This is a genomic window from Kribbella sp. NPDC058245 (genome assembly GCF_042882005.1).
In the GTDB taxonomy this organism is placed as follows: domain Bacteria; phylum Actinomycetota; class Actinomycetes; order Propionibacteriales; family Kribbellaceae; genus Kribbella.
In genome coordinates this window covers 191,440-212,952 of sequence record NZ_JBHVWY010000018.1, presented here as the reverse complement: position 1 = coordinate 212,952, position 21,513 = coordinate 191,440, and the positions used below count along the sequence as shown (strand labels likewise).

The 21,513-nt window shown below is 66.7% G+C and carries 20 protein-coding genes; 7 read left to right on the top strand and 13 right to left on the bottom strand.

The window, feature by feature from the left end:
• Positions 1-60: 60 nt before the first annotated feature.
• Positions 61-567 (bottom strand): hypothetical protein, encoded by a 507-nt coding sequence (locus ACFVWG_RS34570; RefSeq protein ID WP_391547680.1) that lies wholly within the window; start codon positions 565-567, stop codon positions 61-63.
• A 47-nt stretch (positions 568-614) separates the two neighbouring features.
• Here ACFVWG_RS34570 and ACFVWG_RS34565 point away from each other — a divergent pair, with 47 nt between their 5' ends.
• Together ACFVWG_RS34565 and ACFVWG_RS34560 are read left to right on the top strand one after the other, a co-directional pair.
• Positions 615-1,508 (top strand): GNAT family N-acetyltransferase, encoded by an 894-nt coding sequence (locus ACFVWG_RS34565; protein ID WP_391547679.1) that lies wholly within the window; start codon positions 615-617, stop codon positions 1,506-1,508.
• A gap of 110 nt (positions 1,509-1,618) precedes the next feature.
• Positions 1,619-2,581, top strand: coding sequence for an HpcH/HpaI aldolase/citrate lyase family protein (locus ACFVWG_RS34560; RefSeq protein ID WP_391547678.1), 963 nt, complete (start codon positions 1,619-1,621; stop codon positions 2,579-2,581).
• 319 nt (positions 2,582-2,900) lie between these two features.
• Here the strand turns inward: ACFVWG_RS34560 and ACFVWG_RS34555 are convergent, their stop codons facing one another.
• Entirely contained in the window at positions 2,901-3,554 is a 654-nt protein-coding gene (locus ACFVWG_RS34555) for a peptidylprolyl isomerase (RefSeq protein ID WP_391547677.1), read from the bottom strand.
• Positions 3,555-3,674: 120 nt separating this feature from the next.
• Here ACFVWG_RS34555 and ACFVWG_RS34550 point away from each other — a divergent pair, with 120 nt between their 5' ends.
• On the top strand, positions 3,675-5,159 hold the full coding sequence (locus ACFVWG_RS34550) for a serine/threonine-protein kinase (protein ID WP_391547676.1): 1,485 nt from the start codon (positions 3,675-3,677) through the stop codon (positions 5,157-5,159).
• A 115-nt stretch (positions 5,160-5,274) separates the two neighbouring features.
• Positions 5,275-6,465 carry an acyl-CoA dehydrogenase family protein gene (locus ACFVWG_RS34545; RefSeq protein WP_391547675.1) on the top strand — a complete coding sequence of 397 codons (1,191 nt, stop codon included), beginning with the start codon at positions 5,275-5,277 and terminating at the stop codon, positions 6,463-6,465.
• A gap of 114 nt (positions 6,466-6,579) precedes the next feature.
• Here ACFVWG_RS34545 and ACFVWG_RS34540 read toward each other — a convergent pair whose 3' ends face one another.
• The gene (locus tag ACFVWG_RS34540; RefSeq protein ID WP_391547674.1) at positions 6,580-7,611 is read right to left on the bottom strand and encodes a winged helix-turn-helix domain-containing protein; all 1,032 of its coding nucleotides are present in this window, start codon (positions 7,609-7,611) and stop codon (positions 6,580-6,582) included.
• A gap of 220 nt (positions 7,612-7,831) precedes the next feature.
• Positions 7,832-8,941, bottom strand: coding sequence for a magnesium and cobalt transport protein CorA (locus tag ACFVWG_RS34535; RefSeq protein WP_391547673.1), 1,110 nt, complete (start codon positions 8,939-8,941; stop codon positions 7,832-7,834).
• Positions 8,942-9,017: 76 nt separating this feature from the next.
• Between ACFVWG_RS34535 and ACFVWG_RS34530 the strand changes: the two genes are divergently transcribed.
• Together ACFVWG_RS34530 and ACFVWG_RS34525 are read left to right on the top strand one after the other, a co-directional pair.
• Complete coding sequence (locus ACFVWG_RS34530; protein WP_391547672.1) at positions 9,018-9,557, top strand: general stress protein; 540 nt, start codon at positions 9,018-9,020, stop codon at positions 9,555-9,557.
• A gap of 108 nt (positions 9,558-9,665) precedes the next feature.
• Positions 9,666-10,169 (top strand): MaoC family dehydratase, encoded by a 504-nt coding sequence (locus ACFVWG_RS34525; protein ID WP_391547671.1) that lies wholly within the window; start codon positions 9,666-9,668, stop codon positions 10,167-10,169.
• On the opposite strand, the gene ACFVWG_RS34520 is transcribed toward ACFVWG_RS34525, so the two are convergent.
• The 8 genes from ACFVWG_RS34520 to ACFVWG_RS34485 form a co-directional block, all read right to left on the bottom strand.
• Positions 10,166-11,143, bottom strand: coding sequence for a hypothetical protein (locus ACFVWG_RS34520; protein ID WP_391547670.1), 978 nt, complete (start codon positions 11,141-11,143; stop codon positions 10,166-10,168). The genes ACFVWG_RS34525 and ACFVWG_RS34520 overlap by 4 nt on opposite strands.
• A 68-nt stretch (positions 11,144-11,211) precedes the next feature.
• Positions 11,212-12,513, bottom strand: a complete 1,302-nt coding sequence (locus tag ACFVWG_RS34515; RefSeq protein WP_391547669.1) for an alpha-L-fucosidase — start codon at positions 12,511-12,513, stop codon at positions 11,212-11,214.
• A gap of 95 nt (positions 12,514-12,608) precedes the next feature.
• Entirely contained in the window at positions 12,609-14,420 is a 1,812-nt protein-coding gene (locus ACFVWG_RS34510; protein ID WP_391547668.1) for a xylan 1,4-beta-xylosidase, read from the bottom strand.
• 151 nt (positions 14,421-14,571) lie between these two features.
• A complete protein-coding gene (locus ACFVWG_RS34505; protein ID WP_391547667.1) occupies positions 14,572-16,158 on the bottom strand; it encodes a glucoamylase family protein in 1,587 nt (528 codons plus the stop codon).
• 10 nt (positions 16,159-16,168) lie between these two features.
• On the bottom strand, positions 16,169-16,981 hold the full coding sequence (locus ACFVWG_RS34500; RefSeq protein WP_391547666.1) for a carbohydrate ABC transporter permease: 813 nt from the start codon (positions 16,979-16,981) through the stop codon (positions 16,169-16,171).
• The gene (locus tag ACFVWG_RS34495; protein ID WP_391547665.1) at positions 16,981-17,916 is read right to left on the bottom strand and encodes a carbohydrate ABC transporter permease; all 936 of its coding nucleotides are present in this window, start codon (positions 17,914-17,916) and stop codon (positions 16,981-16,983) included. The genes ACFVWG_RS34500 and ACFVWG_RS34495 overlap by 1 nt, the downstream gene beginning before the upstream one ends.
• Entirely contained in the window at positions 17,916-19,199 is a 1,284-nt protein-coding gene (locus tag ACFVWG_RS34490; RefSeq protein WP_391547664.1) for a sugar ABC transporter substrate-binding protein, read from the bottom strand. The genes ACFVWG_RS34495 and ACFVWG_RS34490 overlap by 1 nt, the downstream gene beginning before the upstream one ends.
• 27 nt (positions 19,200-19,226) lie before the next feature.
• The gene (locus ACFVWG_RS34485; RefSeq protein ID WP_391547663.1) at positions 19,227-20,240 is read right to left on the bottom strand and encodes a LacI family DNA-binding transcriptional regulator; all 1,014 of its coding nucleotides are present in this window, start codon (positions 20,238-20,240) and stop codon (positions 19,227-19,229) included.
• A 104-nt stretch (positions 20,241-20,344) separates the two neighbouring features.
• Between ACFVWG_RS34485 and ACFVWG_RS34480 the strand changes: the two genes are divergently transcribed.
• On the top strand, positions 20,345-20,920 hold the full coding sequence (locus tag ACFVWG_RS34480; RefSeq protein WP_391547662.1) for a histidine phosphatase family protein: 576 nt from the start codon (positions 20,345-20,347) through the stop codon (positions 20,918-20,920).
• Here ACFVWG_RS34480 and ACFVWG_RS34475 read toward each other — a convergent pair.
• Positions 20,917-21,471, bottom strand: coding sequence for a TetR/AcrR family transcriptional regulator (locus ACFVWG_RS34475; RefSeq protein ID WP_391547661.1), 555 nt, complete (start codon positions 21,469-21,471; stop codon positions 20,917-20,919). The two genes, ACFVWG_RS34480 and ACFVWG_RS34475, sit on opposite strands and share 4 nt — an antisense overlap.
• Positions 21,472-21,513: the final 42 nt, after the last annotated feature.

Sequence of the window (21,513 nt, the reverse complement as noted above, 5' to 3'; positions counted from 1 at the left end):
GCTGTGCTTTCTGATGAACTCGCTTCGCTCGTTCATGACCGAAGGCTAACCCGCAGCGCCTCAGCTCAACTTGCGACGGCCACGGACGCGCCGGTGCAGCGTGATCGGCTTCTTGCCCCGGGTCGTAGCAGGGGTCTCAGCAGGCGTTTCGTACGGCGAAGCCCCGTCAAAGCCGGTCATCTCGCCCGTGGGCTCCAAAACGAGCACGTCCGCCTCAGAACGCCACCGCTCCAGCTGGGTATCCAGTCCGGCCGCGTTGAGCCGTTCCGTCCGCAGAACCAGCGCAGCAGCCGTCCACTCCTCGGTACCCGGCGCCAACCGCCGTACCGTCGCAGTCCAGCTCGCCAGCCGGTTGGTAGCAGGCTTAGCCGGTACGACGACCTCCGCCGTACCGGCCGTGACCAGTCCGGCCAGCGGCTGCTCCGCACTACCGTCCGCATCCGCCAGTACGACGTACTGGCCGTCGACCGTCGCGAACCACGCAGGAGCCGGGCGGCCGCCGTCCCAGGACAGCCAGACCAGTCCGGCCTTCTTCATGACCCCGGCGATCTCAGCGGCAGCATCCACGCCCTAAGACTGTCACAGCTGGTCTTGCTGGCGGGTACGTTCCGGTCGTGGACATCCGGAGTGGCAGGCTCGACGATCTCGACCAACTCGTGGTTCTGAACACCGCTGTCCGGCCGTATGCGGTCGGTGCGCGCGAGGGACTGAGCAGCGGTCTCGCAGCTGTGACCGACGGCACGGGCGTCGCGTTTGCGGCCGAACTCGACGGACAGCTGATCGGCTGGAGTGTTGTGCGCCCTGCGCCCTGGCTGAACTCCGACGACGCCTATTCCCTGCAGGTGATAGTTCACCCGGACCACCGACGGCAAGGCATCGGGACCCAACTGCTGCGCGCCTGCGAGGCTTGGCTCGAGGCCCGGTCTACCTGGCTCGCACAGACCATCGCGGACGAGCACGGCATCGAGTTCGCCCGGCGGGCAGGCTTCACCGTTGCTGGTGAGCTCACCTACGCCGGCGTCGAGCTCGACGGTGCGGCTCCCACCGTGCAGGTCCCGGAAGGTCTCACACTGGTTCCGCTCTCGCAGTTGACGCCCAGGGACGTCTTCCCGGTTTACCGCGAGACAGCTGCCGACATCCCGGGCGGTTCGGCTATCGATGCGGAGTTCGACTGGTACGAGTCACACGTGTGGTCGGGGCCGTTGTTCGACCCCGAGCTGAGTGTGGCTCTGGTCGACGGTGGCGTTGTCGTCGCTTTCAGCATCGCCTTCCGCGAGGAGACCAGGCTGTGGACCGACATGACCGGGACAGCGAGCAGTCACCGGGGCAGGGGTCTCGCCGGAGTCGTGAAGGCAGCCTCGCTCGCCGCTGCGCGGAATGCAGGCGTGACTGCCGCCTACACCATGATGAACCTGGTCAACGAGCCGATGCTCACAGTCAACCGCCGGCTCGGGTACCGCCCGGTCGGACTGCGCACTCAACTCACGAAGAGCCACCGGCCGGGCTGATGAGAGTCCGGCCACATCGCACCGCGACGTGAGCCCGGTCACCGGACGGCGGCGCGATTTCGCCGTACGCTGCCGAGTGACCGGTGGGTAACCGAGGCGGAGGTCCGGAGATGTCTGAGCAGGTGCTGCGAAGCAGGAGGTCTTGTCTGGCCACCCCGGGGTCGAACCCGCGGTTCCTGGCCAAGGCGAAGGGGCTGGACGCCGACCAGGTGTTCCTCGACCTGGAGGACTCGGTCGCGCCGATCGCCAAGGTGGATGCCCGCAAGAACGTCGTGGCGGCGCTGAACGAGGGCGGCTGGGGTAAGAAGGTCCGCGTCGTCCGGGTGAACGACTGGACCACCGAGTGGACCTACGGCGACGTGATCGAGGTCGTCGGCGGCGCCGGCGCGAACCTGGACTGCATCATGCTGCCGAAGGTGCAGACCGCCGAGCAGGTGGTCGCGCTGGACCTGCTGATCACCCAGATCGAGAAGGTGCACGGTTACGAGCCGGGCCGGATCGGGATCGAGGCGCAGATCGAGAACGCGCTCGGCCTGACCAACGTGAACGCGATCGCGGCCGCCTCGCCGCGGGTCGAGACGATCATCTTCGGCCCGGCCGACTTCATGGCCTCGATCAACATGAAGTCGCTGGTGGTCGGCGAGCAGCCGCCCGGGTACGACGTCGGCGACGCCTACCACTACATCCTGATGCAGATCCTGATGGCGGCCCGCGCCTACGGCAAGCAGGCGATCGACGGTCCGTACCTGCAGATCAAGGACGTCGACGGATTCCGCCGCGTGGCCGGCCGCTCGGCCGCGCTCGGCTTCGACGGCAAGTGGGTGCTGCACCCGGACCAGATCGCCGCCGCGAACGAGGTCTACTCACCGCGCCAGGAGGACTACGACCACTCCGAGAACATCCTCGACGCCTACGACCACTTCACCTCGGCCGCCGGTGGCGCCCGCGGCGCGGTGATGCTCGGCGACGAGATGATCGACGAGGCCTCCCGCAAGATGGCGCTCGTCATCTCCGCCAAGGGCCGGGCGGCCGGAATGACCCGCACCGACCCCTGGCAACCCCCCACCGACTGATGAGTTAGCGTCCGAAAACACGCCGACCCTGTACTGCGGTCGTTCGGACGTTAGCGCGGGGAGTGCAGTAGCGTCCGAAGAACCGGAGACCCGCCCTCCGATCGTTCGGACGTTGTGCGCGGGAACCCGTTAACGTCCGAAGACACGCTGACCCTGTACGTCGTTCGTTCGGACGCAACGGATCGCGCGGCCCGGCAGTGGTTTAGCGTCCGAAAACACGCCGACCCAGTACTCCGATCGTTCGGACGTTGTGCGCGGGAACCCGTTAACGTCCGAAAACACGCCGACCCTGTACGTCGTTCGTTCGGACGTTGTGGGGTTAGAGGGAGAGGACCTTGAGGATGCGGATGGGGCGGACCGGGGGGCCGTCCTGGTCGGGGTCGGCGATGCCGGCCCTGACCATCCGGTCGAAGGTCGGCATGCCGGCGATCACGTGGCCGAGCACGGTGTAGTTCGGCGGGATGTTCGCGAACGAGTGCACGACGAAGAACTCGGATCCGTTCGTCCCCGGTCCCTGGTTGCCGTAGGCAACGGTTCCGCGCGGGTAGGTCTCCTTGCCGGTGACCTCGTCAGGGAACTTGTAGCCCGGTCCGCCCTCCTCCTGGCGGTAGATGTCACCGCACTGCAGGACGCCGAGCCGCGCCGAGTTCGTCAGCCGGAAGCACTGGGTGAAGTCGTAGAACCGGCTGCGCACCAGGTGCACGAAGTTCGCGACGCCGCACGGTGCGTTCGCCCGATCCATCCGGACCACGAACGAGCCGTAGTTGGTGACGAAGAAGACGTCGACGGTGCCGCGCGCCTTGGCGGTCGCGGACGGGATCCGGACCGGCTTGGCGGCCGGGTTCTCCGGCGTCGGGGTGAACTCGCATCGAACAGTGGGTTTCGACTGGTGAACCGGTGCTGCCGAAGCCGCGGTGGTGAACGTCGTGGCTAGCAGGGTGGCCGCGATCACAGCGGCAAACGTTCGCTTCATGGGCACACGGTAATACCGCCGCTGCGCAACGCAGAGGTTTGCAAGGAATTGGCTCTGAACTCGATCTGATCGCCGGAGCCGCCTAAGGTAAGGCCGGTCCGCTGCGGAAGGTGTTTGTTTGTGAACGGCGAGGTACTGGCAGGTCGCTACCGATTACTCACCCTGGTGGGGCGAGGTGGTGCAGGAGAGGTCTGGCAGGCTGAGGACCTCGTTCTGGACCGGCAGGTGGCAGTCAAGCTCCTGCGGAGTCTCGACGGTGACCCGATGGACGCCGTTGCGCGGTTCCAGGCCGAGGCGCAGGCTGCTGCCCGGCTGATGCACCCGAACGTGGTCGCCACGTACGACGTCGGTGCGACGAGCGACCACGTCTTCCTGGTGATGGAGCTGGTCTCCGGACCGGACCTGGCCCAGCTGATGCGTACGGCGGGTCTGCCGAGCGCCAAACTGGTGGCTGACATCGCCACGCAGGGTGCACGGGCACTGGACGCGGCTCACGCGGCCGGAATCGTGCACCGGGACGTGAAGCCGGGCAACCTGCTGCTGGCACCCGACGGCACGCTGAAGATGACCGACTTCGGTATCGCCAAGCGAGCCGGCAACGAGACGACCGGGCTGGGCGTGCTGCTCGGCACCGCGTCGTACGTGTCGCCTGAGCAGGTGCGTGGCGGAGCAGCCACGCCGGCCAGCGACTGGTACTCACTGGGTTGCGTTCTCTACGAACTGCTCGCCGGTACGCCGCCCTTCGTCGGAACGACCGTGGAGACGGTCATGCACCAGCACCTGCAGGCGCAGCCCGCACCGATCGTGCGCAACGACGTCACGCCGGCCCTGTCGGCTCTGGTGATGCAGATGCTCGCCAAGAACCCCGCAGACCGTCCAGCGTCGGCTACTGAGGTCACGGCGTTGCTGACCTCCACTGCGCACAACGAGACGCAGGCGATCGCCCTCCCACCGGTGAGCAACAGCACGCAGGTGCTGCACCTGCCTCCTCGAAAAGAAGAGGTTGAGGAGGAGCCCGAACAGCCTAAGCGCGTGTTCCCGTTCGCCAAGGTCATCGCGGCGATGGCCGTCGTACTGGCTGCTGCTGTGGGTGTGGCGTTGCTGAAGGAGGGCGTGTCGACTGACTCGCCCGCGCAGGCCGTCGGTACGCCGTCCGCGCCGGCGGCCAAGGTGAAGGTGACGCCCACGCCCACGCCGACGCCGACGCCGAAACCCAGCCACACCCCCAGCAAGACGCCGTCGAAGACGCCGAGCAAGAAGCCGTCGAAGACCCCGGACCAGTACCCGCAGGTCGTCGCGCAGTTGCGGGCGTTGGCGGGCAAGGTGCGCGCGAGCGGTCAGAACCAGCCGCAGTGGCCCGGCCAGAACCAGCCGAAGAGCAAGGCGCCGGGCCTGGCCGCCAAGGACCTGGAGCAGGCAGCTGCTCAGTTGGCTCGCGGTGAGACGAACGCGGCCCGGAACAACTACGACGACGCCAAAGAGCGCCTCGTCAACGCACAGCGTGAGCACCGCTGGCAGCCGACCGCCGAGATCTACCTGGGGTTCGCCCAGCTCGACCGCTCGATGCCGCAGGGCGACGGCGACGGCAATGACGGGGACGAGTGAGTTAGGCGACGCCGATCGGGTGGCCGGAGTCACAGCGGGTGTCGGCGCTGTCCCGGGATGCTGAAAGCCGCAATACTCACGAGTAGCGGCTATGAGCACCCGAGGAGACCGGCGCATGAGTAGATTGCAGCAGACGGAGGGGCTGACCGACATTCAGGAGGAGATCCTGAAGACGGTCCGTGCGTTCGTCGAGTCGGAGATCCTCCCGGTCGCCACCGAGCTGGAGCACAAGGACGAGTACCCGACGAAGATCGTCGAGGGGCTCAAGGAGCTCGGGCTGTTCGGCCTGATGATTCCCGAGGAGTACGGCGGTCTGGGTGAATCGCTGCTCACCTACGCGCTCTGCGTGGAGGAGATCGCGCGCGGCTGGATGAGCGTCTCCGGCATCATCAACACGCACTTCATCGTCGCGTACATGCTGCTCCAGCACGGGACCGACGAGCAGAAGCAGAAGTACCTGCCGCGGATGGCCACCGGTGACGTCCGGGGCGCGTTCTCGATGTCCGAGCCGGGTTGTGGCTCCGATGTGGCCGCGATCAAGACCAAGGCCGTCCGCGACGGTGACCTGTACACGATCAACGGCCAGAAGATGTGGCTGACCAACGGTGGCTCGTCGAACCTCGTGGCGGTGCTCACCAAGACCGACGAGGGCAGCGACTCGGTCTACAAGAACATGACCACATTCCTGGTCGAGAAGGAGCCGGGCTTCGGTGAGGTCGACAAGGGCCTCACGGTGCCGGGCAAGATCGAGAAGATGGGCTACAAGGGCGTCGACACGACCGAGCTGATCTTCGACGGCTACTCCATCGGCGCGGACCAGATCCTGGGCGGCGTTCCTGGCAAGGGTTTCTACCAGATGATGGACGGCGTCGAGGTGGGCCGCGTGAACGTGGCAGCGCGCGGTTGTGGGGTGGCCCGGCGGGCGTTCGAGCTCGGCATCTCCTACGCGCAGCAGCGCGAGACGTTCGGCAAGAAGATCGCCGAGCACCAGGCCGTGCTGTTCCGGCTGGCCGACATGGCGGTCAAGGTCGAGGCCGCGCACGAGCTGATGGTGAAGGCGGCCCGCAAGAAGGACAGCGGCTCCCGCAACGACTTCGAGGCCGGTGTCGCGAAGTATCTGGCCAGTGAGTACTGCTCGCAGGTCGTGGAGGACTCGTTCCGCATCCACGGCGGCTACGGCTTCTCCAAGGAGTACGAGATCGAGCGCCTCTACCGGGAGGCGCCGATGCTGCTGATCGGCGAAGGCACCGCCGACATCCAGCGGATGATCATCGGCCGGCGCCTGCTCGAGGACTACAAGCTCTAGAAAGCGACTACAAGCTCTAGAAAACGCCAACGCCTGCACCGGCGGCGCGCTGGGTCGACGGGCGGGGCGGTGCCAGTCGGCCCAGCACGCTGCGCGGGCAGGCGTCGAGGTACCTCAGGCGGTCAGACGGGGGACCGACTGGGGATGTTGGTGACGGGTGTTGCCGGAGCCGTAACCGGACAGCAGCCAGATCCCCAGCTGAGTGATCTCGTGCCGCACCGAGGCGCCGGCCCGGCGGGTGGTGATCAGGCCCGCCTCCCGCAGCACGGTCGCCTGGTGGCTGGCCGCGGCCGGGGAGATCTTGCAGCGCTTGGCCAGCTCTGTCGTCGTACAGCCCGCCACTGCGGCCTCCAGAGCCGCCGCGCGGGTTGAGCCGAGCAGTGAGCCCAGCGGGTCGCTGGAGCTCATCTGGTCCAGTGAGCCCTGCCGCAGGATGCCCGGCGCGTGCTGGATCGGGTACACCAGGATCGGCTTCAGCTCGGGGTCGCGCAGCTTGGTCGGCACCTGCCAGCAGAACGCCGACGGCTGCAGCTCGATGCCCCGGCCGTCCAGGTAGAGGTCGCGGTCGTTCATGTCGAGCACCTGCAGCACCGGTGCGACCCAGCGCACCCGTGGGTGCAGCGAGGAGAGGAGCCGGTCCACCCCGTGCCGGGCCAGTGCCTCACCACGATGCGCATGGTCGGCCGAGATGTGCGTCCCGATCGACTTCCAGTACGGCGCGATCGCCGCCGCGTGGTAGGTCCGGAGTGCCCGGCCGAGCTTGTGCAGCGAACCCCGCTCGCCCTGGGCGAGCTCCCGGGTCCACGGCGAGGCCGGGCGGTACTTGGAGAGCAGGTCGAGCTGGCCGCGGATCTGCTGGCTCGGCGTCGACAGGGCGATGTCCAGTGCGGTCTCGAAGTCCGGTGCGGACTCGGCCGGCGTCAGGAAGTCAGGGGAGTACCCCTTCGGTGGGGTGAGCTCCAGCAGCAGCCGCATCTGATCCGGTGCGACCGACGTCCGGACGTGCCGGCGCCAGTCCTCGAAGATCAACCGGCCGTCGGAGTGCTGCAGCATGTGGAGGCTGAGCAGCACCTCCCACAACGGCGCCGGTCTGGTGGCGACCGTGACGCGCGTCAGGTCGCGCGGCGTGAAATGAATTCTGAGCACGGCAACGCCCTCCCAGCGGCAAAACCATCACGACATCCCCCGATGCCGTCGGTAGCAGTCTGTGGCGGCCTGCTGACCGAACGCGATGGCGGCAGTAAATCAATTCCGGCGAGCGATGCACAACTGTTTGATCCATCCAATCGGCCGCGACTCCCGGCCATGGCAGAAGGTTGCCAACCCCTGGTCCGGTCGCTGCTCGCGTGGTATTGGACGAATTTGATCAAAGCCAGTGGTTGCGCTTGAACAATCGGTGAAGACCGACGCACGCAGCCACCATCACGGCGAGCACCACGAAATACCCATACCGGAGTCGCAGCTCCGGCATGTAGTCGAAATTCATCCCGTAAATTCCGGCGATCATCGTCGGTACGGCGAGGATCGCGACCCACGACGAGATCCGCCGCATGTCCTCGTTCTCGGCCACCTGAACCTGGGCCAGCCCGGCCTGCAGGATGGAGCTGAGCAACTCGTCGAACGAGATCACCTGCTCCTTCACCCGCAACAGGTGGTCGTCGACGTCGCGGAAGTAGTTCCGGGTTTCATCGGCGATCAATGGATGTCGCAGCGTGGACAGCGCCCGCATCGGACCGGTCAAAGGCGCCACTGCTCGTTTCAGCTCGAGCACTTCCCGCTTGAGCTGGTAAACGCGGTCGATGTTGCGCCACCCGCGCGGAGTGAACATCTCGGACTCGATCAGATCCATATCGGCCTGTACGGCGTCCGCGACCTCCAGGTACCGGTCGACCACATGGTCGGCGATCGCATGCAGTACGACGCCCGGTCCGACCGCCAGCCGCTCCGGCTGAGCCTCCAGGTCCTGCCGTAGTCCAGTCAGCTCACTGTGCTCACCATGGCGAACAGTGACCACGAAGCCTGGTCCGCAGAACACCATCACCTCACCGGTCGCCACCACTTCACTGGTAGCGGTCAGGTCCTTGTGCGGTACGTAGCTGACGGTCTTGAGGACGGCGAACAGCGTGTCGTCGTACCGCTCGAGCTTCGGTCGCTGGTGTGCCTCGGAGGCGTCTTCCAGGGCCAGGGCGTGCAGACCGAACTCTCTGCCGATGATCGCGAGCTGGTGGTCGGTCGGCTCGAACAGGCCGATCCAGACGAACCCCTGGCCGCGTTCGGCCCGCCCGAGCGCCTCGGTGTAGGAGTTGATCCGCTCGTCGCGGTGACCGTCGCGGTAGAAGGCCCAGTCGACCAGTGCGCCGTCGAGTTTGCCGCTCGCGACGAGGTCCGGACGGGCCGGGCCGTCACCGGCCGGCCGACGGGCGAACAGCTGTCCCATCCGGCGTGTCGCAGCCAGGTCCCACCGTCGTCCGCCCATCACCGGCGAGGCTATCAAGACGCGGTAACCAGCCGTCGGCAATGATGGGGGTGGAAGCACGTGGAGAGGAACGACGATGACGCAAGGCATGCCCTTGATGGACCCGCGGCCGAGCGGTCTGACGATCGGGACGTATGACACCTACCGGGAGGCGCAGCGCGCTGTCGACTACCTCTCGGACGAGAAGTTCCCCGTCGAGCACACGACCATCGTCGGCAACAACCTGCGCCAGGTGGAGAAGATCACCGGCCGGTTGACCTGGGGACGGGCGCTGGCCGCCGGCGTCGCCAGTGGTGCCTGGTTCGGGTTGTTCGTCGGCGTCCTGCTGGGCGCCGTCACCAACGCGAACTGGCTGGCCGCTCTGCTCACCGGTGTGGTGCTGGGTGCCGTCTTCGGACTGGTGTTCGGTGGCCTGAGCTACGCCCAGTCGGCGGGCCGGCGCGACTTCACCTCGCGGACCGCGGTGGTGGCGACGACGTACGACGTCCTGTGCGACTTCAAGTTCGCCGAGGAGGCCCGCAACCACCTGGCCAAGCTGGCGCTCAAGGGTGAGGTCAGCCCGCGGCTGCCGGATCACCCCATCCAGCAGTCCAGCCAGCAGCCCCCGCAGGCCTGAGCCTCCCGGGCGGAGTGACGCAGGTCTCTCCGCCCGGTGAGAGCCAGACCACGGCCGCCAGTGGTCCGATCCGCCAGCATGGGGTGTCTCAGACCTAGGAGGAGCGGCATGCAGTTCGGGCGTAGCTATGAGGAGTTCGAGGTCGGTGCGATCTACAAGCACTGGCCCGGCAAGACGGTGACCGAGTACGACGACCACCTGTTCTGCCTGCTGACCATGAACCACCACCCGCTGCACCTGGACTCGAACTACGCCGCCGAGACCACCCAGTTCGGCCAGAACGTTGTGGTGGGCAACTACATCTACTCGATCCTGCTCGGGATGTCGGTCCCCGACGTCAGCGGCAAGGCGATCGCCAACCTCGAGATCGAGTCGCTGCGGCACGTCGCCCCGACCTTCCACGGCGACACCATCTACGGCGAGACCGTCGTACTGGACAAGTGGGAGTCGAAGTCCAAGGACGATCGTGGCGTGGTCTACGTCGAGACCAAGGGCTACAAACAGGACGGCACCGTCGTCTGCCTGTTCCGCCGCAAGGTGATGGTCCCGAAGAACTCCTACCTGGAGGCCCGCGGCGGGGAGCAGCCCGGCCGCCCCACTCCCGCCTCTTAGTGCAGGTCCACCCGCTTCAGGGTGTACGGCGCCGCGAGCTGCTCGCTGAGGGTGAAGTACGCCGAGCCGTCCGGTGCGTACTCGATGGCCTCGCCTTGGCCTTCGGCGGTGTCGGTCATCTCGACGCGGGTGCCGGTGAGGGCTGAGGCGAAGGAGCCGCCGGGCGTACCGCGGTACTCGTACACCTTGCGGTAGGTACGAACCAGGAAGCGGTTCAGTGTCGGGTGAATCGAGGCCGCGGTGACCTCGCCGTACGGGAGATCGCCTTCCTTGAGTGGCAGGGTCAGCGTCGCCACCTTCGTCAGGACGCTGGAGGTTCCGGGCTTCGGTAGCGGGTTCGGGAACTTGTAGACGTCGCTGACCCCCGACGTGGACTTGGTGATCACGTAGATGTCACCGGTGCCGGGGTGCACCATCAGGGCTTCGGAGTTCTTGGGTCCGCCGGGCAAGGTGTACGGGAAGTAGTCGCCGGTCAGGGTGCCGCTGGTCTGCCCGGACTTCAGCTTCGGCTCCGGCACCCGGACGACAGAGCTGGTGCCGTTCGGTTTGGGGATGTCCCGAGCGGTACCGATGTCACCGGCGAAGAAGCAACTGCCGGTCGGGCATGGGCCGGTGGCGATGTCTTCCCAGTCGAAGACGTTCGGGATGGTGACGGTGTACTTGCCGACCACCTGCGCGGTGCCGCTGTCGACCGCCACCATCGTCTGGCGGTCCTTCTCGCTGTGCACGTACTGCACGTGCGGGTTGATCCGGCTGGCCCCGAGACCTGACGGCTGGTAGAGCACGCTCTGCGAGATCGAGGTGTTCTTGCTGCCGTCCGCTTTCAGACCGTCCCATAGCTTGCCGACCGTCACCGCGGGTCCGGGGGTGTCGCCGGCGACCGACGCCGTGGCGCCTGACGACAGGCCCAGCAGGCCGGCGCCGGTCAGCACCAGTACCGCGGCAGTCTTCAGAGTCAGGTTCCTGTGCAGCATGTGCAGTCCTCGCAACCGGGGCAGTTACCGACAGGTCACTATGACCGGAGCGAGGACCGCAGGACAAGTCAGCTCAGGAAGAGCTCGATGACCGGTACGAGCACGTCCGGCTTCTGGATGGGGAGTTTGAGCGTCAGTACGCCGTCGCCTGCGGCGCCCATCGTCGTGTTGTGCGCCTCGGCCGACGAGTCGTGGACGAGGTGCTTCACCTCGGAGGCGTCGTTCAGGAGCTGGGCGTACTTGACCTTGCCGGCCAGGCCGGGGAGGTGGACGTGGCCCATCGGCCAGGAGAACAGGTGGAGGTAGAGGCGGTTGCCGACCTGGGTGTAGCGGGTGTCGGTGGGCGCCTTGAACTCTGCTGGTCCGGCACCACGGAACGAGCGCTCGTGCAGGCGGGTCCACTCACCGATGGCGGCCAGAGTGGCCAGCGCGCGCGGGTCGAACTCGCCACGGGCGGTGGGGCCGACGTTCAGCAGCAGGTTGCCGTCCTTGGAGACAGAGTCCACCAGCATCTTCACCAGGAGCTCCGGTGACTTCCAGTCCAGGTTGTCGCGGTCGTAGCCCCAGCTGCCGTTCAGTGTCTGACAGGCTTCCCAGAGCACCGGCTTGCCGTCGCGGGTCATCGGTCCGTCCGGCTGGTACTGCTCGGGCGTCACGAAGTCGCCGGGGATGTCCAGGCGGTCGTTGATCAGGATGCCGGGCTGCAGCTCGCGCACCATCGCCATCAGCTCGACCGAGCGCCAGTCGTCGCGGCCCTTGCCGTGGCCGTCCCGGCCGTCCTCGTAGTTGCGGCCCGGGTAGGAGAAGTCGAACCACATCAGGTCGATCTGGCCGTAGTTGGTGAGCAGCTCGCGGGTCTGCGCGTGCAGGTAGTCCGCGTACACCTGGACGTCGCGGCCCGCCGCCTTGGCGATCGCCTCTTCGTCGTCGCGCTGCGGGTGCATGAGGTCGATCGGGAACTCAGGATGGTGCCAGTCGATCAGCGAGTGGTAGAAACCGACGCCGAGTCCCTCTTCGCGGCAGGCCTCGACAAACTGCTGCACCAGGTCCTTCCCGGCGCCCCAGGCAGTGTGCGCGACCGTGTAGTCCGAGACGGCGGAGTCCCACAGGCAGAAGCCTTCATGGTGCTTGGTCGTCAGCACGGCGTACCGCATGCCGGCCTCACGGGCCGCACGCGCCCATTTGCGTGGGTCGTACAGGTCCGGCTCGAAGTGGTCGAAGTACGGCTGGTAGTCCTCGTCGGTCAGCCGCTCGCGGTTCTTCACCCACTCGTGGCGGGCGGGCAGGGCGTACAGGCCCCAGTGCACGAACAGGCCGAACCGCCAGTCGCGGAACCTCTCGATCGAGGCTGCGGGTGGACCATCGGGCATGGCAAAGCTCCTCAGGGAGTCGCGGACATCCGATCTATGGTCGATCGTTTGGTTGCGACTCGCCAGAGTTTGTCATTAATTCACTTAGTTAAGTCCTAGAGATCCGATCTATTCGGAGTGAGCTCCAGGAGAACGGCGTACGGCATCGGGAGCGTCACCTCGACCACGGACCCGGTCAGCTCCAGCGGGGTGCTGACCATCCTGCTGCGTTCGGTGAGCTGCGCCAGCTGCCCCTCGGTCGGCCACTCGGTGATCCCGAGCTCCGCGGTCGCAGCTGCCAGGTCGCCTGCACCGATGCCCAGTGTGGTCGAGGTGACCTGCCAGGACGGATCCACGCCGGCCAGCTCCACGTGGACCGTCCTGGTCAGCTCTGGGGCGCCGTCTGCCTTGGTCTGGTCCAGCGTGAGGTTCCAGAGCAGTACGGCGATCCGGTCGCGGTCCCGCGAGGCCCACGCCTCGATCAGGCTGCCGCCTCCATCACCGGTCACGGTGACTGGCAGTTCGACCGGTCCCAGTCGGTTCAGCAGGCTCAGAGCGTGGTAGCGCGGCTTCGGTAGCCCACCGACGGTCTGCAGCCCGAAACCACCGTGCAGGAAGCGTGGGGGCCGGCCTAGCTCCTCAAAGTGGTCAGACGCGACCCAGTACGCCAGCGCGTCCACCCGCCCGGCTGCGGACCGCATGCCGCGCAGGAGGAACACCCCGGCGAACACAGAGTCGTTGATCGGGTTGAAGTGCCGTGGCGTGACGCCCCACTCAGTCCATAGGATCCGCGCATCACCGAACCCATGCCGCTCCAAAGACGCCCGTACGTCGAGTGGCGGCGAACCGTAGGTGTGTGTCGAGACGAAGTCGACCGGAGTGTTGTTGGCCCGGGCGTGGGCCAGCAGATCGTCCACCCAGCCGGCAGCGGCCGACGACGGCCCACCGACCGCCAGTCGCTGGTCCACCGCCTTCACGGCCGCCACAGTCACGTCGTACAGGTGGAGCCACTCGGCCTTGGTGCCGGACCAGAAGACCTCGAGGTTCGCCTCGTTCCACACCTCGAAGTCCCAAGCGATCACCTCGTCGAGTCCGTAGCGGTCGATCAGGTGCTCGACGAGGGCGTGGACCAGGTCGTGCCAGGCCTCGTACGACGTCGGCGGCGAGATGATCGCGCCGTACTCGAAGACGGTCTTGGTGGGATCGCCGGCCAGCTCGCGCGGCATGAAGCCGAGCTCGACCACCGGCCGCAGTCCGATCGCGAGCAGTTTGTCGTAGATCGCGTCCACCACGGAGAAGTCGTACGACGTTCCGTCGATCACGTGGGTGTCGTCGTGGAAGATCGCGTGCGCCCGGACCGCGCGGACACCGAGCTCGTCATGCATCCGGCGTAGGGCGTCCTCGAGCCCGCCACCGATCTCGTGACCGCCGGTGGTGTCCTTGCAGAGCAACTGACTGAGCCGTTCACTGCCGATCATCGGTACCCACGGCCGGTACAGCTCGGTGCCTTCGGCAACCGTATCGACGGTCACGTCCACCCGCGGAACGGTGTCATCGGCAACCAGCGGTACGGCGCCGACGGGTGTGCTCGGCCGTCCGGCGACCGTCACCTCGGGCACGCTCGCGACCGCATAGTGGTACGGCGTTCCCGGCGTGCACGTGGTGTCGACGTACGGCGGTCCGGGCACGGAGAGCACGTCACCGCTGTGATGATCGACCGGTTCGAGTGGGCCGTGATCACCGGTCGAGCGCAGGATCAGATACCCAACAGCGCCGTCGACCGGCGACCAGTCGACGGTGACCTGCCCGACCCCACCAACCGCACTGACCTCCTTAGGTGGCTCCAGCTCCGGGAAGTCGAACCCCCGCTCCTCATCACTCCGCACCGCGATCCGCGCGTCCCAATCGACCTTCGCGTCGTACTCCATCAACTCTCCTCACTTTCCTAACGTCCGAACGACTCGCGAGGAATCTCGGCGAGTCTTCGGACGTACTCGCGATCGCGTCCCTGGATACCCGTTACGTCCGAAGGGCTCGCGGGGGATGTCGGCGAGTTTTCGGACGCTAGCGGTGGTCAGGTCAGGCGAGCCCCGACTCGAAGCGTTCGAGACTGATCACCGGGCGGATGCCGCGTTCGGCGCGGCGGTCGGCGAAGCTACGGCGGATCAGGTCGTTGCCGAAGACGTTGCCGATGGCACCCATCACCATCGCCTGGTCCAGCGACAGGTAGCGCTTCGCGATCAGTCCCGACTTGACGGCGACCGAGTCGTAGAAGCCGCCGGCGCCGTACGCGTGCAGCTTGGTCTCGATCCGGCTCAGGTTCTCGATCGCCTGCCGGGGTGCGTACGACATCGCGAGGAACGCCGCATGCGGGGTCACCACACCATCGCCGTACGTCGGGTGGGGGTTGACGCCGTCGCGACAACCCTCGAAGCCGGCGTCGAAGTTCGTCCCCTCGAGGTCGGACGGGTAACCGCCGGGATCCATGCCGATCGGCTCGACGCCGTACACGGAGTAGCCGCCCTTCGGGTTCGAGGCGGGGGAGAAGCCCCAGTACCCGTACTTCGCCTCGTCCAGCCCGTGCTCGATCTGCGCGCGGACCGTGAGCGGGTGGTTGATGGCCCAACTGCGCGGCGCCCAGGTCGACTCGGGGACGAACAGGTCCGGCATCAGCGACTCGAACATGTCGCCGCCCCACGACGGGACGAGCCGCATCCCGCGGTACGAATACGTGCCCTCGAAGACGTCGAGCCCGAGATAGGTGCGGTGCACACCCTTCGGCTTCTGCTCGACCCAGGACCAGTCACACGAATCGGGGAAGGTCCGGTACGTCGCGAAGTACTGGGTGTGGGGGACCTGCCCGAGCGCGAATCCGACGTACCCGGCGATGCGGGCCTCGGTGTTGAGGGTGTCGTAGTGGAACTTGCGGTAGTACACGTCCGGACCGGTGCCGGCGTGATTGCCCTTCTCGGTCTCCTCGTCCGGCGGCGGGGTCTCGAAGAACCCACCGCGCATCAGACCGCCGGGGCGGGCCGCGGGGTTGTAGTAGTAGGCGAAGTTCATCTTGTCCAGCAGGGAATCCGCGAGGGCGCGAGCACGCGGCTCCGCGTTGCGGACAACCATGAGTGCACAGGCGAACCAGCCGTTGTCGACACTCGACACGAACGGGGTGATCGGCTTGGTGCCGTCAGGATCGACGTACCGGACCTCGCCGGTCGCCTCGTCGTACCAGTTGAAGAACATGCCGCTGGGTTCGTGATGGACGACGTTCTTCATCGTGGTCAGCGTCTGGGTGATCCGGCGCAGCGACTCCTGGGGCGAGATGATTCCCAGGTGCCGCGCGACGACCGTGCTCCACAGATACCCGCCGATGTTGGTCGGTGACGTGTAACTGCTGCGGGTCGGGTGGGAGACGGACTCGCCGATGTTGTCGGCAGGCAGACCGGTGCGCTCGTCCGTCATCGCGACGATGCTGCGCCAGGTATCCCGAGCCCACCGCCCCACGAGCGCCTTGTCCTCACGGCTCGGACGCCAGCCGCCCCGGAGAAGTTCAGCGGGCGACGCGCCCGGCCCGGGCTCTCCGCCGTAGGCTCGGCTCACACCCCCGAGAAGTGCGGCGGATCCCGCGGCGGTCAGCAACATGCGACGGTTGATGGTGGCGGTCATCAGAGTCTCCTTATTTCAGTCCGGTGATGGCGATGCCCTTGGTGACGTGGCGCTGGAACACCAGGAAGAGCACCAGGACCGGTACGACGACCACGACCGCGCCGGCCATCAGCAGGCCGAAGTTCTGCGCGTTCTGGCCGGTCGAGTAGAGGGCGAGCGCGACGGGCAGCGTGTACTTGTCCTCGGTCTGGGCGATCACCAGCGGCCAGAGGAAGTTGTTCCAGGAGCCGAGGAAGGTGAGGATGCCGAGCGTGGCCAGGGCGGGCCGGGTCAGCGGCAGCATGATCCGCGCGAAGATGCCCAGCTCACCGGCGCCGTCGACGCGACCCGCGTCCATCAGGTCGTCGGGCAGCGATCCGAAGAACTGCCGCATCAGGAAGACGCCGAACGGCGAGACCAGGAACGGCAGGATCAGGCCGGGATAGCTGTTGGCCAGCCCGGCGTTGGTGACGAGCACGAACAGCGGGACGAACGTGACCATGCCCGGGATCATCAGCGTCGCCAGCACCAGCAGGAACAACGCGTTCCGGCCCTTGAAGTGCAGCTTCGCCAGGGCGTAGCCGATCATCGAGCAGAACATCAGGTTGCCCGCGGTCACGACCAGCGCGACGATGCCGGAGTTCAGGAAGTAGCGCGGGAAGTGCGCCTTGCTGAACAGGGCGGCGTAGTTCTCGGTGGTGGCGTTCTCGGGGAGCCAGGTCGGCGGGACGCGGAGCAGTTCGCCCTGCGTCTTGAAGCTGCCGAGCAGCATCCAGACGAACGGCGCGGCGACCGCGATCAGGCCGAGGACTCCGATCAGGTAGATCCACCAGGTGCGGCGCATCACTTCTCCCTCAGCAGCCGGAACTGGATGAACGTGACGACGGCGATCACGACGAAGAGGAGGTAGGCCATCGAGGTCGCCAGGCCGTAGTTGCCGAAGCCGAACTGCTGGTAGGTGTACATCGACACCGAGATCGTGCTGTTCAGCGGACCGCCCTGCGTCATCACCAGCGGCTCCTCGAAGAACTGCAGGTAGCCGATCCCCGTGGTCACGCTGGTGAACAGGATCGTCGGCCTGAGCAACGGCAGGATCAGATGCCGGAATCGTTGCCAGGAGCCCGCACCGTCGAGCTGACCGGCCTCTTCGACCGATTGCGGGATGCCCTGCAGCCCGGCCAGGAAGATGATCATCGCCGAGCCGAAGTTGCGCCAGATCGCCATCGCGATCAGCGACGGCATCGCCCAGGTCTTCGACCCCAGCCAGTTCGGTCCGTCGATGCCGAACCAGCCGAGCACGGTGTTCAGCAGCCCGGCATCAGGTGCGAGCACGAACCGCCAGATCACCGCGATCGCGACGATCGACGTGACCACCGGCAGGTAGTAGCCGACCTTGAACAAAGCCTGGAACCGCTTCACGCCACGATCCAGCAGTACGGCGGCCGCCAGCGCGACCACGAGCGTCAGCGGGACCCCGACCACGACGAAGTACGCCGTGTTGAACGCCGCCTTGCGGAATGTCTCGTCCTGCAACGCCTTCACGTAGTTGCCGAACCCGACACCCTCCACCGCGAACGGCGTCCGCAGATCGCGCTGGCGGGTATCGGTGAAGCTCATCCCGAGCGAACCGAGCACAGGCCCCGCTGTGAACGCGAGGAAGAGCACGACGAACGGCAGCACCAGAACCCAGGCCGCGAGGGTCTCCCGGCCCGGTCCGCGGCGACCACCTTCGGGCGGCGGCGTTCGTCGTACCGTCCGCGGCTCCGTGATCGTTGCCATCAGCTACCGCCGGTGCCGATCTGGCTGGCCTTGGTCTGAATGGCCTTGGCGGTGTCGGCGGGGGACTGGCCGGCCTTGACCATCTTCTCGACCTCGGCGTCGAAGGCCGCGGCGACCTGCTCCCAGTTCACGATCGCCGGGGGTGCCTTGGCGTCCTCGAGCTGCTTGCCGAAGACCGGGAGCAGCGGGTCGTCCGCGATCGTCGGGTCCGCCCAGGCACTCTTCACGGCCGGCAGATCGGTCGACAGCTTGAACCAGGCGGCCTGGGTCTTTGCCTCCGACAACCACTTGACCAGCTTCCAGGCGCTGTCCTTGTTCTTGGAGTTCTTGAAGACGGCGAAGTTCGCGCCGCCGACGAAGGAGGTCGCGGTCTTGTTCTTCGGCAGCTGGAAGACGCCGATGTTCGGCTTCATCGCAGGCCCACCGACCTTCGCGACCGACCCGGCCATCCACGGTCCGGAGATGAACATCGGCGCCGTACCGTTCACGAACTGGGCCTCGGTCTGGTTCGGCGGCAGGTCGGTCCCGGCGATCTTGTCGGTGAAGTAGCTCTGGAAGTACTGCAGTCCTTCCTGCATGGCAGGCGTGTCCAGCGTGAACGACTTCTGGTCGTCCCCGGTGATCTCGGCGCCGGCCGACCACGCGAACGGCATCACGGTCTCCCAGGACCCGGTTCCGCCCGGCTGCAGGTTGATCCCGTACTTCGATCCGGCCTTCTCCTGCATGGCCTTCGCCATCGCCTTCAGGCCGGCCCAGTCGGTCGGGAGCGTGGTGATGCCGGCCTTCTTGGCCAGGTCCTTGCGGTAGTACACGAGCCGCGTCTCGACGTACCAGGGAACGCCGTACTGGACGTCCTTGACCTTGGTCGTGTCGAGCGCACCCTCGAAGAAGGACGAGTTGTCGAAGCCCTGCGGGGTCGGATCGAGCGCGCCGAGATCGGCGAACTCACCCATCCACGTGCTGCCGACCATCGCGGCGTCCGGCACACTCTGCGCGGTGATCGCGGTGGTGAACTTGTTGTGCGCCGCATCCCAGGGGATCGGCGTGACCGTCACCTTCACGCCAGGGTTGGCCTGCTCGAACTGCTCCATGAGCTTGGGCAGGTTCTCACCTTCGGTGCCCATCGCCCAGACGGTCAGGTTCCCGGTGGCGGGTCCGTCGCTCACGGTGGTGGTCGCCTGAGCGCCGGCGTCCGGGCTGTCGGTCGACCGGCCGCAGGCGGCCAGTGTCAGCGCTAAGGCGCAGCCGATCACCAGTCGGCGGCGGATGCTGTGGGTGAACATTGATTTGTCTCCTCACTCGGTTACTGCCTACTGCTGTATTGCCCCCGAGGTGCCACAGCTGTCCCGCAGGACAAGCTCAGTGGCGAGTACGTCGTTCCGTGCACGGGACCGCTCTCCGGTCACCCGCTCGTGCAGCCGCTGCGCCGCCAGCCGCCCCAGCTCAGCCATCGGCTGTCGCACGGTCGTCAAACCTGGCGACACATAACGAGCTGCCATCACGTCGTCCCACCCCGTCACTACAACGTCATCCGGTACGGCGATGCCCGCGGCCCGCAAGGTGGTGAGCACCGCCAGCGCGAGCTCGTCGTTCGCACACACCAGTCCGTCCGGACGGTTGTCCGTGGCAAGGACCTTCTCGGCGACCTGCTTCCCCGACTCCTCCGTCAGTGGTACGCGAAGGGGTTCGCCGACTGCCTTGCCTCGAGACCGCAGTGCGGCGGCAAATCCGGCGTACCGCTCGGAAACGTCGTACGAGCTGGCCGGATCACCGACGAACACGAGCTGTTGGCGACCGTGGTCGAGCAGCCGGGATGTGAGCCGCTCGGCACTCGACGCACTCTCGGTGCGAACCGAATCGCACCCCGTCAGCGGTGGATGCGCGACCAGCACCAGCGGTACGCCGGCCTTGTGCAGTTCCTGGATCGTGGACCGTTCGAGAGCGTTGCCGTGGACAACGATCCCGTCGACCCGGCCGGCCAGATCCCGCACCGACCGTCGCGGATCCGCATTGCCCTGCGTGACTGTCAGTACGACGCTCTGTCCGTGCGCACCTGCCCAGCGCTCGTATCCCATCAGCAGATCGCCGTAGAACGGACCGCTCAGATCCGGCAGCACCAACCCGTGCGCCTCATGCCGTTGCACCGCAAGACTCCGCGCGGCCCGCAACGGCATGTAGTTGAGTTCGGCCGCAGCCTGCCCGACCTGTGCGCGTGCCTTCTCCGAAACCGGTCCAGTCCCTTGCAGTACACGGGAAACCGTCGCTATCGACAGGTTCGCGCGTGCTGCGACGTCGTAGATCGTCGCCGGGCGGCCGGGCGCCATGAAACCTCCAGTGGAAGCGCTTACACTTTCGTTACCCTGCCTTGGATCGATCAAACGGTCAAGGCCTCGGATCCACCCGGCGGGTGATCTGACAGGATGAAAGCGTGACCACTGCGGAACGCAAAGACCGGCTCTTCCTGGTTCGGCACGGCGAGACCGAATGGAGCAAGAACGGCCGGCACACCTCCGTCACCGACCTTCCGCTGACTCCGGAAGGTGAAGCGGTCGCTGCCTCACTCCGGGCCCGGCTGGCCGACGAGGACTTCGACCTCGTCCTCACCTCACCGCGCGCTCGCGCCCGCCGTACCGCCGAACTCGCCGGCTTCCCGCACGCCGAGGTCGACGACGACCTCGCCGAATGGAACTACGGCGACTACGAAGGCGTGACCACCGCGGACATCCGCAAAACTGTCCCCGGCTGGACGGTCTGGGCGGACCCGGTACCCAACGGCGAAACGCCCCTCGAGGTCTCGACCCGCCTCGACCGCGTCGTCGCCCGGATCGCCGCGACCGACGGTGACACCCTCATCTTCGGCCACTCCCACGCCCTCCGGGCCCTCGCCGCCCGCTGGCTGGAACTAGGCGTCACCGAAGGCCGCCACTTCGTCCTCGACACCGCCACCGTCTCCACCCTCGGCTGGGACCGCGGTTCCCCCGCAATCCTGCGCTGGAACAGCTAAGCGGTCACGAGGCGAACGAGTTGCGCGATGCGATCGGAGCGCTGGGCCGGTCGCAACCGGCGGTCTTGGTTGAGTGTCGCTTGACCGTGCAGGGCGCTCCAGAACACCTCGGTCCGCGTCTCCGCGTCGTCGTCGGCGTAGGGCTCTACGGCGGCGCGTAGTTCACCGAAGGTTGCCTTCAGGATCTCCGGGCTGTCGGCTGAGCCGAAGATCAGATCGGTCCGGCGCGTGAAGATCGCCGCGTAGACGGCCGGATGCGCCTCGGCGTACCCGAGGTAGGCCTCGGCCAGGCCTCTCAACCCATCGGCTTCCCGCGCAGACCGCAGTACGACGGCCAGCTCGGCGATCCCGTCGAGCGCTACCGCGGTGACGATCGCCTGCATGTTCTTGAAGTGGCTGTAGAGAACGGGCTGGCTGTACTCGACCGCCTCGGCCAGCCGTCGCGTTGTCACGGCATCCCACCCGTCCGCCTCGGCAAGCTCACGGGCGGTGCGCACAATCAGCGCCCCCCGCTCGATACGGGCGCGTTCACGACGATCCAGGCTCGGCATATCCCGATGCTAGCAGTGCTAGACAATCTAGCGCTCGCAATG